Source organism: Streptomyces sp. NPDC045967 (assembly GCF_056430495.1).
This window is the reverse complement of the sequence record NZ_JBWKLE010000002.1, coordinates 497,439-512,138: the sequence shown is the minus strand read 5'-3', so window position 1 is coordinate 512,138 and position 14,700 is coordinate 497,439. Positions and strand designations below refer to the sequence as shown.

2 protein-coding genes (1 of these 2 cut by a window edge) are annotated in these 14,700 nt (G+C 76.6%); both read right to left on the bottom strand.

Features of this window, described 5'->3' with window-relative positions:
- Nucleotides 1-1,543, bottom strand: the start of a protein-coding gene (locus AC07FY_RS05900; RefSeq protein ID WP_479000979.1) for an SDR family NAD(P)-dependent oxidoreductase. It extends 19,022 nt beyond the left edge of the window; only the first 1,543 of its 20,565 coding nucleotides appear in the window; its start codon is at nucleotides 1,541-1,543; the stop codon falls past the left edge of the window.
- Nucleotides 1,540-14,700 (bottom strand): amino acid adenylation domain-containing protein, encoded by a 13,161-nt coding sequence (locus tag AC07FY_RS05895; RefSeq protein ID WP_479000976.1) that lies wholly within the window; start codon nucleotides 14,698-14,700, stop codon nucleotides 1,540-1,542. The genes AC07FY_RS05900 and AC07FY_RS05895 overlap by 4 nt, the downstream gene beginning before the upstream one ends.

Below are 14,700 nucleotides of genomic sequence, written 5' to 3'. Positions count from 1 at the left end.
CGAGACGGTAGCCGGTGCCTCCGGTCCGTTCGAACACCGGCCCGGGCCCGACCCGGACGACCGTGGAGCCCTGCGCCGCGAGCGCCGCCAACGCGGCTTCCAGACCGGCGGGTTCACCGTCCGGGGCGAAGAGTACGAGGTCACCGTCCGGCCCGGTGCCGGCGGTGGTGGTCGGAGTCGGGTACCACCGCGGCCGGAACAGGGCGGTGGCGGAGGGGGCGTACCCGTCGGCTTCCCCCGCGCCGTGCCCGGAGGGCTCGGCGGCCGGCGCCGACACGGCGGCCGTCGGGCCGGGGGCGGCGACGGCGAGGGAGTCGGGTGCGGGGGCGGCAGTGGGGATGGCTGCTGCCGCCCGCGGGTGGGCCGCGGCGAGGTGGGCGGCCAGGCTGTCGATGTCGGTGAACTCGAAGAGGAGGGTGGGGTAGAGGGGGCTGCCCACCGCCTCCTCCAGAAGACCGCTGATGCGTACCAGGTCGGCGGAGTCCAGGCCGAGTTCGTAGAAGCCCGTACCGGTGCCGACCTCGGCCGGGTCCAGACCGAGGGCGTCGCCGACCAGGCGGCGCACGTGCGCCGTGTACACGGCGGCGGGGTCGCCGGTGCGGTCCGCAGCGGGGTCGGTGGCGCGACGCGCCACGGGGCCGGCAGCGGGACGCGCCGCGGCGTGGCCGGCCGTCGGCTCGTCGAGGAGGCGGGTGATCAGGTCCGGGCGGCGGATGCGTTTGCAGGTGAGCGCGCCGAACTCGGCGAGCAGGGTGCCCCGTTCGTCGTACAGGCCGTAGTCGCTGCGGATCACGTCACCCGAGTCCGCCAGCCGTTCGACTCCCGGCACGTACAGGTGGACCTTCGGGCCGAGCGGCCGGGGGGCCCGGAATCGGCCGATGTAGACGGGGATGAACGGCTCACGGGAGACCGCCTCGGTCTGGCCGTACGCGGCGATGGTGGCCGCGTCGAGCAGCGCCGGGTGGAGGTGGAAGTCGGCGGCGTCGGGAGCGGCCGCGCCGATGCTCAGCTCGGCCAGCAGGTAGCCGTCGCCGACGTGCAGCGGGCCGTGGCAGGCCATGGCGGGACCGTGCCGGATGTTCTCGTCCCGTGCCCGGGCGTACAGCTCGGCCATGTCGGTGGTGCGCAGCGCGCCGGCCCGCAGGACGTCGAGGTCGATCGTCTGCGGCTGCGCCGTGCCGGCCGGCCCGTCGCCGTCGGGTGCGAAGGAGAGGACGGCGGTCAGGTTCTGCCGCCAGGGCGAACCGGGGACGGCGGACCAGCGGCTGTCCACCGTCACCTGGTGGGCCCCGGACGCGTCCGCGGCGCCGAGGGTGATGCGGATCTCGCGGTCCATGCCCTCGGTGGTGGCCACCGCCTCGGTGAACAGGATCCGGCTGAACACGGCCCGTTCGTGGTCCATCCCCCGGCTGCGCAGGATCCGCAGCAGGATGTCCAGGAAGGTCACGCCGGGCATCACCGACACCCCGTGCACGTGGTGGTTGCGCATGATGAAGTCGGTGTCGGTCAGTACCACGCGACACTCGATCGGTCGGTCGGTCACCGTCGTGTTCCCTTTCGCCCGAATTCTGGGAGCGCTGCGTCTGCCGGCACCGCCGCGTCGTCAGCGGCGAAGCGGAGGTCGAGGATGGAGGCCACCGGGCCGGGACCGTCCTGCCGCGGCCCGTCCGCGCGGGGCGGGGCGTGAAACGGGGCGTGGAGCGGGGCGTCCGGCTCGCGGTCCAGCCAGTACCGGCGCCGCTTGAACTCCGGTTCGGGCAGTGGCTGCCGGGTCGGGCGGTATCGCGCCCGGCGTTCCCCGTCGAGTTCGCCGACGATGGCGTGCGCGTTGGTGCCGCCGAGTCCGAAGGCGCTGACGCCGGCGATCCGGCGGATCCCGGCCGGCCAGGAGGACAGTTCGGTGGCGACCCTGAACGGTGACGTGCGCAGGTCGAAGCGGGGGTTGGGGCGGTCGCAGCCGAGGGTGGGCGGGATCGCCGCGTGTTCCACCGCCAGCAGGGCCTTGATCAGCCCGGCGATCCCGGCCGCGCTCAGCAGGTGGCCCAGGTTGGACTTCACGCTGCCGATCGCACAACCGCCGTGCACGGACGCCTCCGTGCCGTCGGTGCCGGCCGGACCGTCGGTACCGTCCGTGCCGTCGGTACCGGCCCGGAAGGCGTCCGTCAGGGCCCGGAGCTCGATGGGGTCGCCGATCAGGGTCGCGGTGCCGTGTGCCTCGACCATGCCGATCTGGTCGGGCCGCAGCCCCGCGTCGGCCAGCGCCCGGCGCACCACGGCGGCCTGGGCCTTGGGGTTGGGGGTGGTCAGGCCCATCGTGCGGCCGTCGTTGTTGACCGCCACCGCGTCGATGACGCCGTGGATGCGGTCGCCGTCGCGGAGCGCCGCGTCGAGCCGCTTCAGCAGCAGCACCCCGCAGCCCTCGCCGGGGACGAAGCCGTCCGCCCGCTCGTCGAAGGTCCGGCAGCGGCCCGACGGGGACAACGCCTTCGCCGCGCTGAACTCCAGGTAGGGCTCCTCGTCCAGCAGCACCTCCACCGCACCGGCCAGGGCCAGTTCGGACTCCCCCGCCAGTAGGCTCCGGCAGGCGAGCTGCACGGCGACCAGCGCGGAGGAGCAGGCGCTGTCCACCACCATCGCCGGGCCGTGCAGGTCGTACTGGTGGGCGACGCGGGCGGCGATGAAGTTCTGGTCCCCGCCCAGCCCCACCGGGCCCGCGGCGCCGGCCCGGTGCCGGTAGCCCGACATCCGGGCGCCGGCGAAGACTCCGATCGGGCGCCCGGCGAGTTCCGCGTCCGGATAGCCCGCGTCCCGCAGGGCGCCCTCCGCGCCCTCCAGGAAGAGCCGCACCGCCGGGTCCAGACCGGTGGCCTCCTCCTCGCTCATGCCGAAGTGGTCGGGGTCGAAGTCCTCGATGGCGTCGAGGAACCCTCCCCAGCGGCTGATGCTGCGGCCGGGCTCGTAGGTCGGGCGGTAGAGGCGTGCGGTGTCCCAGCGGCCGGCCGGCACGTCGGTGACGGCGTCCGCCCCGGCGGCCAGCAGGGCCCAGAACGCGTCGATCCCGGGGGCGCCGGGAAACCGGCAGGCCATGCCGACGACGGCGATCCGCTCGTCGTCGCCCGTCCCCGGCGCCGACCGCGGCCGGTCCTGCGGTTCGCCGCCCTGCCCGGCCTGCGGCTCAGCGCGCCGTGCGGGCTCCGCGGGGGCGACCGGGGCCGCAGGGCTTGCCGGGGCCGCCGGGGGCACCGGGTCGAGGGAGGCCGCGGTCGCGGCCGGGAGCGTACGCGCCAGATGGGCGGCGAGGGCCTGCGGGGTGTCGTGTGCGAGCAGGGCCGCGGGTTCCAGCGGCTGTCCGGTGCGGTGCTCGATCTGCACCACCAGTTCCCCCAGCATGACGGATTCGACGCCGAGTTCGGTGAAGGACGCGGTCGGCTCCAGTTCGTCGCGCGGGACACCGGCGACTGCTTCGAACACCTCGGCCAGCCACCCGGGCACGGACGCCGGTGCGGTCGCCACTCCGGGCGGGGCGGACCCGGTCGCCGTCCCCCCGGCCACCGTTGCCGCGGTTGCCGGCGGGGCGGGCAGCACCAGCGGCGGACCGTCCGTCGTCATCGCCCAGTCGAGGACGGCGAGCCCGTCCGCCGTGGACAGCACCCCGATCCCGGCGGCCCGGCCGGCCGCCTGGGCCGCCTCCCCGGCGGAGCCGTCCGCCCAGACCGGCCACTGCACGGCGCGGACCCGGCTCCGGCCGAGCCGTGCCAGGTGGCCCGCCACGAAATCCGCCCCGGTGTTGGCGGCCGCGTAGTCGCTCATCCCGGCCGCCAGCCGGGGCAGGGCGGAGGAGACGGAGGAGAAGAGGACGAAGAAGTCCGGGCGGTCCGCGCCGCACAGTTCGGCCAGGGTCTCCAAGCCGTCCGTCTTCGGCTCGAACACCTCGCGGATGTCCTCGCACCGCTTGTTGACGAAGGCGGCCGGACCCCGCGACGCGAGACCCGCGCAGTGCACCACGCCGCCGACCGGCCCCAGGTCGGTGCGGACCTCCGCGAGGAAGGCCGACAGCCGGGCCCGGCCCGAGAGCGGGCCCGTGAACACCCGCACGTCGGCGCCCGCCCGCTCCAGGCCGCGGATCGTGGCCACCGCCTCGGCGGTCGTGGCGGGCAGTGCGGGATCGTCCCACCGCTCGCGTGCGGGCAGCTCGCGCCGGCAGGTCAGGGCGATCCGCCGGGCGCCCCGGGCCACGAGGTGGCGGGCGACCGTGGCGCCGAGGCCGCGGGTGCCGCCGGTGACCAGGTACGCGCGGTCCGGGTCGGCCCGGAAGGCGGCCGGGGCCACCGCCGGGACCTCGGTCCACCGGGGCAGCAGCCGCCGTCCGCCGCGGTGGCAGACCTCGGCGGCGGGTTCGGCGGCGCGCCACTCCGCGACGACCGCCTCGGGCGACGCCTGATCGGTGTCCAGGTGGGTGGCCCGGACCCGCGGGTACTCCGTACCGAGCATCCGGACGAATCCCGCGACGCGGGAGCCCGCGAGTGACGGCCTGGCGTCCGGGACGTCCTGGAGGCCCTCGGTCACCTGGAGCACGCGCAGCGCGCCGCGGTGGCCGCGGATGAGTTCCTGGAGCATCGCGATGCGGGCCGTCCACGGGCCGGGGCCGCCGTCGGGGCGGCCCACGTCGGTGAGGTCCAGCAGCCCGCTGAGAAAGGGCAGCGCGGCGAGGGCCTCCAGGGCGGATGCCTCGTCGTGGAAGGCCGGCGCGCCGCGGCCCTCGTGGAGCAGCACGCAGTCGGCCTCGCCCGCGAGGAGTTCCGCGGTGTGCGCGGCGAGCGCCGCACTGCCGGGCCCGGCGAGGACGGCCACCGTCCCGCGCGGCCCCGCACCGGCCCCGGCCACGGGCGGTGCCGGCTCCCAGCGGCGGACGCGGAGCGGCACGCCGGTCGCCGACGGGGCAGTCCCGGGGAGGTCCGGTACGGGTCCGGCGGCCGGTGCGGGTGACGACCCCGCAGACGCGGGCCCCGAGGGGACGGCAGCGGATCGTGCCGGGTCCGGGGTGTCGGACGGCGTGGTGCGCGGGGCCGGTTGCGCAAGCCAGTGACGGCGTCCGGCGAAGGGGTAGGCGGGCAGGGTTACGATCCGGCGCCGGTCGGCGTCCGGCAGTGCCCGCCAGTCCCATGCCGTGCCGGTGACCCAGCGGCGGCCGAGCTCCGTGAGGTCGCGGCCGCCCGGGTCGACCCGCTCGGCGGGCACGCCGGGCCCGGTCGGTCCGGTCACCCGGCCGCGCAGCTCGGCGGCGCCGCAGCCGGACGCGAACGCCGCCAGCCGGTCGGCGAGTTCGGGCAGGGAGGAGACGACCAGGGCGAGCCGCTCGCGCAACTCCTCGCGGCCGGTGCGGCTGGTGTGCGCCACGTCCGCGAGGTCCGGGAAGTCCGCCTCCGCGCCTCCGGTCGCGGCCTCCCGCAAGTACCGGGCCAGCCGGCCGGCGAGGGCGGTCAGGGCCTCCTCGGTCCGGCCCGACAGCACCACCAGGTGCGGTTCGTCCACCGGTGCCGCCGTCCGGCCGGGGGCCGACGGGAGCCGCGGGTACTCCTCGACCACCAGGTGCGCGTTCGAGCCGCCCGCCCCGAACGAGCTGATCCCGGCCCTCCGCGGGGACCCGGCGGGCCGGGGCCACTCGGCGGCCGTCCGCTGCACCCGGAACGGCGAAGCCGTCCAGTCGATCGCCGGGTTGAGCTCGTCGGCGTGCAGCGAGGGGACCAGCAGTCCGTGCCGCATCTGGAGCAGCACCTTCGTCAGCCCGGCGATGCCGGCCGCGGCCTCCGCGTGCCCGATGTTGGACTTGAGCGTTCCGATGGCCACGGAGCCCGGCGGCAGGGCGCCGAACGCCTGCCGGAGGCCCGCGATCTCCACCGGGTCGCCCAGCGCCGTGCCGGTGCCGTGCGCCTCGACGTATCCCACCGTCGCGGCCGGCACGCCGGCGCGGGCGAGCGCCTCGGTGACCACCCGGCCCTGCGCCGCCGGATCGGGGACGGTGTAGCCGTTGGTGCGGCCGCCGTGGTTCACGGCCGTGCCCTTGATGACGCCGTGGATCCGGTCCCCGTCCGCGAGGGCCCGGGCCAGCGGCTTGAGCAGGACCGCGCCGACCGCCTCGGCCGGGACGAAGCCGTCGCCGCCCGCGCCGAAGCCCCGGCAGCGGTGGTCGGAGGAGGTCATGCCCATCGCCCGCTGCTGCACGTACTTGTTCGGGTGCAGCGAGAGGTTGACCCCGGCGGCCAGGGCCACCGCGCACTCTCCGTCGCGCAGGCTGCGCACGGCGAGGTGGATCGCGGTCAGCGAGGAGGAGCACATGGTGTCGACGGTCAGGCTGGGGCCGTGCGCGTCCAGGAAGTAGGAGACCCGGTTGGCGGTGCCGGCCGGTGTCGAGCCGCTGGCGACGGGCGCGCCGTCGAGCGTGCGTTCGACACCGAGGTACGGGTACTCGTTGTGCATCGAGCCGACGAACACGCCGACGCGGGAGCCGTGGTCCCGGCGCAGCCGTTCCCGGGGGTGGCCCGCGTCCTCCAGGGTCTCCCACACCACCTCCAGCAGCAGCCGCTCCTGCGGGTCCATCAGGTCCGCGTCGTGCGGGGTGATGCCGAAGAGCAACGGGTCGAACCCGGCCACCGCGTCCAGGAAGCCGCCGTGCATCAGCTCCTCCCCCGGTCGGCCGGTGCGCCGCTCCTCGGGGAGCGCGGTCACCAGGTCGGCGCCGTGCCGCAGGTGCTCCCAGAGCGCCTGCGGGGTGGCGGCGCCCGGGTAGCGCCCGGCAAGGCCGATCACGGCGATGCCGTCGTCGGCCGGTTCGCCGTCGTGGTGGGGCGCGGAGTGGGCGGCCGGTTCCGGGAGGCGGCCGGCGCCGGTCCCGGCCGTGTCCGCGGGGGCCTGGGCGGCGATGCTCCGGGCGACGCCGGCCAGGTCGCGCTGCTCGAAGAACACCGTGGCCGAAGTGACCCCGAACTCCCGGCGCAGGTCGGCGTTGAGCCGTGCCACCAGAAAGGAGGTGAGGCCGTGGCTCTCCAGGGGGGTGTGCGGGTCGATGCCCTCCTCCGGCAGGCCGGCCGCCCGGGCGTAGAGCCGCACCAGCCGCCGCTCGATCCGGGCGGTGTCCGCCGCGGACGGTGCGTGCGCGCCCCCGGGACGCGGAACCGGCCCGTCCGGGCGGGCCGGGTAGGCGGCGGCCGGGTGACCGGTCGGGAAGGGCTCGGTGGGCAGCGGTGTCCGGCGCGCCGGGACGGCCCAGTGCGCGGACCAGTCCACCTCCTCCCCGGCCAGCCAGGCGGCGCCCGGTCCGGTTGCGGGCGGGGCCGGGTGCGGGCGACGGCCCGCGAGGTGGTCCGCGAGCGCGGCCCGCAGGGCGGGCAGGCCCTCGGCGCAGTCGAGGACGAGCCGGTGCGCGTGGTGGGTGCGGCCGGTCTGCAGGGTGTAGGCGAGGTCGGCGGGGTCCGGTTCCGGGACGGCGGACCGCACGTGGTCGGCGAGCCGCCGCACCGCGCCGCGCAGCCCTTCCTCGTCCCGGCCGGAGAGCACCGCGAGGAGGGGGCCGCGCGGGAGGTCGGAGCGGGCCGGCGCGAGCTCTTCGGCCGTCGCCGACCGGATCACCGCGTGGGCGAGCGAACCGGTGGCCCCCGCCGCGTTGACCAGGGCCCGCAAGGGGACGGCGGGGTCCGGCGAACGCCAGGGGGCGGCCCGGTCGGCGAGCCTCAGCGGCAAGGACTCCCAGTCCACCAGCCGGCTGAGCCGGTCGGCGGTGGGAGTCGGTGCGATGCGCCCGTGGCGCAGCTGGAGCAGGGTCTTGGTGACCTGGGCCAGCCCGGAGGCGGCCTCCAGGTGCCCGATGGCGGATTTGACCGTGCCGATCGGGACGGGCCCGCCGGAGCGGCCCAGGAAGAGGCCGCCGAGCGCCTCCACTTCGGCGGCGTCGGCGAAGGCGGCCCCGGTGGCGGCGCATTCGACGTACGAGACGTCGTCGGCGCTGACGCCCGCCCGGTCCAGGGCGCGGGCCATCGAATCCCGGAAGGCCGTCACGTCGGGGGCGCCGAAGCGGCCCGAGCCGCCCGCGAAGTCGACCCAGGTGCCCTCGACCACGCCGTGCACGTGGTCCGCGTCGCGGCGGGCGTCCTCGACCCGGCGCAGCAGCAGCGCGCCCACCCCCTCGCCCGGTGACCAGCCGCTGGCGGCGTCGTCGAAGGCGCCCGCGACCCCGTCCGGGGCGATGAGTCCGAGGCCCTCCAGCAGGGCCGTGTGGTACGGGTGGGCGATGAGGTTGGCCGCGCCCACGACCGCCGCGTCGCAGTCGCCCCGGTGCAGGGCCTCCAGGGCCAGGTGCAGGGCGGTGAGCGAGGACGAGCAGGAGGTGTTGACGGCGATGCTGGGGCCTCGGAAGCCGAAGGCGTGCGAGATCCGGTTGGGGATGTCCGAGGCGATGGCGGATACCTCGGCGCGGCCGGTGCGCTCCCAGTCGGCGGCTCCGACGTGCTGGTGGTCGTTCCACATCGTGGCCACGTAGACGCCGACGCGCGGAGCGGTCCGGAGCAGGGAGCGCGGGGTGTGCCCGGCGTCTTCGAGGCATTGCGCGACGGCGTGCAGCAGGTGGCGCAGTTGCGGGTCGAGGGCGGCCGCCTCGGCGGGTGACAGCCGGAAGAGTGCGCTGTCGAAGCCGTCGATGTCGGCGAGGTACCCGCCGGGGACGGTGCCGGCGTGGGCGGCACGGGCCGGGCCCGGCGCGGCGATCGAGCGGCGGCCGGCCTGGAGGTTGCGCCAGAACTCGTCGGTCGAGGCCGCGCCCGGATAGCGCCCGGCGAGACCGATCACGGCGGCGGGGGTGACGGCGGCGGGGGTGACCGCGGCCGTGGCGCGGGCCGGAGCGGGCTTGGCGGGGTGCGCGGGGTGTTCGGCGGGCGCGGGGCGTGCGGCGAGGGGTCCGCCGAGGAAGGACTGCAGGAACCGCTGGCCGTCGTCCAGCCGCAGCTGGCCGCGGATCGCGTCGAAGGCCACGCTGCCGATCGGGCACAGGCCGACCCCGGTCTCCTGCTGGGCCTCCATCAGGAGCTGGCCGACGTAGCCGGCCTCCAGCATCAGGAAGCGCTCGGCGTCCGGGCCGTACAGCGGCGCGATGCCCTTGGGCTGGCTGATCAGGTAGAGCTCGAACGCCGCCTGGTCGAAGAGCGGCCGGTTGTAGAAGAAGTGCGCGGACCGGTCGATGGCGGGGTCCGGGTTGACCAGGCGGAGCGCGTGACCGACGGGGTCGTGGTAATAGACCCCGCCGGGCAGCGACTCCACGGCTCCGGCGCGTACGAACAGGTAGGTCTGGACGGCGTAGGTGTCGCCGGCCGAGGGGTAGCCGCGGCGCTCCCGGCCGTCGCTGTCGTGCGCCCGCAGGCGCTCGAGCAGCGCGCACAGGTCCGCGTACGCCAGGGGGCCGGGTGCGAACTCCCGGCTGCTGGCCCGCGCGAGGGGCCGCGCCCCGGCGGGGAGGCCGGCGGTGGGCAGCGGCAGGGCCGGTTCGGCCGGGGAGGACGGGCGCAGGTTCCACGCACCGTCCTTGAACGCGGCCCGCTCCTCGGCGGAGAGCACGTCCACGGACCCCGGTGTCGGGGCCGCCGCCGGGGCGGCGACGGCCGGGACGGGCGCGACGGCCGGCGGGGCGGGAACGGTGGGAACGGATGTGGGCGTGGGCGTGGATGCAGGCGGGGGCGGGGGCGCGGGCGCGGGTGTGGGTGTCGACGCGGCGGGCGCCGTGGCGAACTCGCGGGCGAGGCGTTCGGCGATGCCCGCGACGGTCGGTGCGTCCAGCAGGGCGCCGACCGGGATGCGCACGCCGTGGCGCTGCTGGAGGGTCCGCGAGATGCGCACCATCGTGAAGGAGGTCGCGCCCTGGTCCCACAGATCCGCGTCCGGGTCGACGGGGCGGCCGTCGAGCAGCCCGGTGACGATGCCGGCGATCTCCTCGGCGAGGCGCCCGGCCGCCGTGGACGTGCCGTCCGCCGCCCCTTCGGGCACCGGGTCCGGCGCCCCCTTCCCCTCCGTCACGCCGACGGACGCCGCGGCGACGGCCGGGGCACCGCGGTCGGCCGGGGCAGCACCGTGATCGACCGGGGGCAGGGGCCAGGGCAGGGCGGCGCGGTCCAGTTTGCCGTTCGCCGTGGCCGGGAGGGTGTCCAGGAAGACCAGGTGGTTGGGGACCATGTAGTCCGGCAGGGCGAGCGCGGCGTACTCGCGCAGGGCGGACACCGGGGGGAGGGCGGCGGAGTCGGTGCCGCCGGCCGGCAGGAGGTAGGCGACGACCTTGTGGTCCCCCGAGTCGTGGGGCCGGACCGTGACCACCGCCTCCCGGACCGCCGGATGGCTCCGCAGCCGGTGCTCGATCTCGCCCAGTTCGACGCGGTGGCCGCGGATCTTGACCTGGGTGTCGGCCCGGCCGAGGAAGGTCATCACGCCGTCCGGGCCGAAGGCCGCCCGGTCCCCGGTGCGGTACATCCGCCCGCCGCCCGGCACGAACGGGTCCGGCACGAACCGCTCGCGGGTGAGTTCGGGCTGGTTGTGGTAGCCCAGCGCCAGGCAGTCCCCGCCGATCATCAGGTCGCCCTCGGTACCGATCGGGCAGGGCTCCAGGTCCTCGTCCAGGATGTAGTAGCGCGCGTTGTCGATCGGTCTGCCGTACGGGATGCTCCGCCAGGACGGGTCCACCTCCTCCACCCGGTGGTAGTTGGACCAGACGGTCGCCTCGGTGGCGCCGCCCAGGCTGACGAGCTCGGCGGAGCGGAACACGGCCCGCAGTTCGCCGGGCAGCGACAGCGGCGTGTAGTCGCCGCTGAGGAAGACGAGCCACAGGTCGCCGGTGCCGGTCCGGTCGCCGTCCGGTGCGGGCAGCAGCGGCATCAGCTGGGCGAGCGTGGTGGGCGCCGAGTTCCAGAAGGTGACGGGCTGTTCCAGCAGCACCTCCAGCAGCAGCGCCGGGTCCTTCTGCTGGGCCTCGTCGGCGACGTACAGCGCGGCGCCCCGCCCGAGCAGCCCGAAGACGTCGAACACCGAGAGGTCGAAGCCGAGCGAGGTGACCATCAGCCCGAGGTCTCCGGGGCCGAACCCGAATGTGCGCCAGCACCAGTTGAGGAGGTTGCGCACCGAACGGTGGGCGACGGCCACACCCTTGGGGCGGCCGGTGCTCCCCGAGGTGAAGATGACGTAGGCGGTGCTGTCGGCGTGCGCGGTCGGCGCGGGCGGGACGTCGGCGGGCACGATCCCGCGGTCGGCGTCGACCACCCGGACGCCGTCGGGGACGGGGAGGGGGACGGTGTCCGCGGTGGTGAGCAGCACCGTGGCCCCGCCGTCGGCGAGCATGCCGGCCGCGCGTGCGGCGGGGGCGCTGGGCTCGATGGGCAGGTAGGCGGCGCCCGCCTTGAGGATCCCGAGGACGGCGGCGATCAGCGCCGGTCCGCGCCGGGCGCGGACGGCCACGATCCGGCCCGCGTCGACGCCGAGGGCCCGCAGGCGGTGGGCGATGCCGTTGGCCCAGCGGTCCAGTTCGCCGTAGGTGACGCTGCCCGCGGCGTGCAGGAGCGCGACGGCGTCGGGGGTGGCGCGGGCGTGGTCCTCGAAGAACAGGTGGACCGGGCGCTCGTCGGGCACGGGTACGGCGGTGTCGTTCCAGGCGTGCAGGACCAGTTCGCGTTCCTCCGGGCCGAGCACCGCCCGCGTGCCCGCCGGCCCGGGCAGTTCGGCCGGCCCGGGCAGTTCGGCCGGCCCGGCGGCGGGCGCCGCCAAGGCTTCGCCGAGGCCGTCCAGCAGACGGCCGTACGCGGTGAACATCGCCTCCACGTCGCCCGGGGCGAAGTCGCCGGGCACGGTGTCCCAGTGGTAGCGCAGTGTGTCGCCCTCCTCGACGCAGATGCTGTCCAGGCAGACGTCGGGCGTGTACGTCATCCAGCGTCCGCTCCGTACGCCGGACGGGGGCGTCTGGTCGGTCAGTTCGAGCAGGCCGGTGTGGACGACGGGGAAGGCCGGCCCGGCGCCGGCCCGCTCGCGCATGACGACGCGGCGCAGTTCGGCGAGTCCGTCCGCGCCCGCGCCGCGGGTGTCGTCCTGGTCCATCCGGTGCTGGTGGGCGGCGGCGCGGTCGGCGAGCGACAGCCCGGCCGGCCCGTGGTCGAGCCAGCTGAGCCGGGTGTGCTCGCCCGGGCGGCGGTGCTCGTCGTCCGGGTGCCAGCGGGCGGCCACCACCGTGAAGTCGCCGTCCACGCGGGTGGCCAGGGCTTCGGTGAGGACGGCGAGCAGGGCCGCGTCGGGCGTCAGGCCGCGGTCCTCCACCGCGGCCCGGATCCGCCGCCAGCCGGTCAGGACTCCCGAGCGGCGGGTGCGGCGGCGCTCGGCGCCGCCGGCCGGGGCCGGTCCCGCGGGCAGGCCGGTGAAGCGCTCGCGCCAGTAGGCGACGGCCGCCGGGTCGGGCGGGCCGGGGCGTGCGGCGGGTGCGGCGTACCCGGAGGCGGGCAGGGCGGGCGCGGTCCGGCGGCCGCTCGGGCTCGCGTCTGCGGCGTATGCGGTGACCAGTTCGCGCAGCAGCAGGTGCAGGCTGCGGCCGTCGACCACCGCCAGGTCGATGGCGCAGTGCAGCGTGGCCCGCCCCGGCGCCGCGCGCGTGACCCGCAGGTCGAACTGGGGCCAGCGGCCGAGTGCGAAGGCCGTTCCGGCCATCCGGTCGCGGAAGGCGTCCTCGACGGCCGCGCCGCCGGTGACGCCGGTGACGCCGGTGACGCCGGGCGCATCCTCGCCGGGGAGGCCGGCGAGGTCGACGACCGGGATCCGGCGGCGGGGACCGGCCGTCCGGCGCACGTGCAGCTCTCCGTCGTGGGACACGTGGCTGCGGAGCACGTCGTACCGCTCGGTCATGGCGTGCCAGGTGTCCTCCAGGCGGCCGATGTCGAGGTGGTCGAGCTCGAAGGCGTGGTAGACCTGGCAGCCGTCCCAGGGGCCGGCGCCCTGGGCGCGGGCGACGTAGTAGGCCTGCTGGAGCTGGTTGAGCGGCCGGGTCTCCCCGTCCGCGCCCGCTCCCGAGGCGAGGTCGCGCAGGGTGTTGCCCAGGGCGGTGAAGAGGGTGTCGGCGGCGCCGGGGGCCAGCAGGGTGTCGGCCACGTCCCAGCGGTAGTGCAGGGCCCCGTCCGCCTCCCACATCTGGTGGTCGAGCGCGACGCCGGCGGTGCGGCTGGCGGCGTGCACCAGGTGCCCGGTGAGCCCGGCCGTCCCGCCCCCCGTGCCGGTGTCCAGCAGACTGGTGAAGACCACGGGCAGCGCGGGCCGCGGTCTCGAGCGGTCCCGGGAACGCAGTTCCCGCAGGACCTCCACGCCGGAGACACCGGTGTGGGCGAGGTCGGCCCAGAGCCGGTCGTGCAGCGCGCGGGCGGCCTCGTCGAAGGTGCGGTCGGGCAGCGGGGTGACGGCGAGCAGCGCGGTGGAGGTGAACGGGCCGACGAGGCTCTCGGCGCCGGCGGGCAGCCGTACCCGGTCGGAGGTGGTCAGCACCAGGGTGAACGGTTCGCCGGGCGCGTCGGCCTCCAGCACCTCGGCGAAGGCGGTGAGCACCAGGGCCGTGGGCGACACCGCCAGGCCGGCGGCGTGCTCCTTGAGGGCCCGCCACTGCGCCGGGGTGAGGGCGGCGCCGAGCGAGCGGCGCGGATGGCCGCCGGGGCGTTCCTCGGGCCGTGTCCGGGCCGCCGCCGGGGCGGCCGTCGGGCCGGCGAGCCGGTCGCACCAGTAGTCCAGGTCCTCCCGGTGGGCGGGGGTCGAGCGCCGTGCGTGCAGGGTCATGAGGGCCTCGCGCAGCGGGACGGCGGAGGCGGGCAGCGGGGTGCCGGGCCGCTCGTAGCCGAGCCACCAGTGGTCGAGGAGGACCGCGAGCCCGTGGCCGTCCGTCAGCACGGCGTCGATGTCGAGGTGGATTAGGCCCGCCCCGTCCGGGCCCAGCGACACCTCGACGGTGTACGGCGGCCAGCCGGCCGCCCGGTGCCGCTCCGGGTCCGCCAGGCGGGCGCGGACGTCCCGTACGTGCCGGGCGAAGACCTGCGGTTCCGCGGTGGCGAGGTCGTGCACGGGGATGTCGTCCGCGGGGGCGCCGTCCGCGGGGCCGTCGTGTCCGACTGCTGCGACGGGCGGGCTCGGGGCGATGTGCTGGCGGCCGTCCTCGTCGATCCGGACGCGCAGGATGTCGTGGTGCGCCACCACCCGCCGCCAGGCCGCCATGAGCCGACGGGGGTCCAGGCCGGGCAGCGCGAACTCCCGGTACAGCCGGCAGCCGACCTGGTCCGCGCCGAGGTCGGGGTCCCGGCCGACCAGGTAGGCCTGCTGCACGGGGGTGAGCGGGAGCGGTTCCCCGCTTCCCGCCCGGTCCGGCGGTGCCGCGGCCGGCCCGGCCTCCGCCGGAGCGGGGGCCTTCGGCTGGGCGGGGTCCGGCGGGACCGAGGAGGCGACCTTGTCGATGAGCTGGCGGGTGGTGGCCCCGGCCCCGAGCCAGTCGACGGCGATCCGCACGCCGTGGGCGGCCTCGATGCCGAGCACCAGCCGGGTCGCCGCCAGGGACGCGAGACCCTGCTCGCGCAGCGGTGCGTCCAGGGACAGCTCCCCGCCGCCCGGCCTGACCTCGCCGACGAGGCGGACGACCGATCGGGTGATCTGATCGCGGTTCAT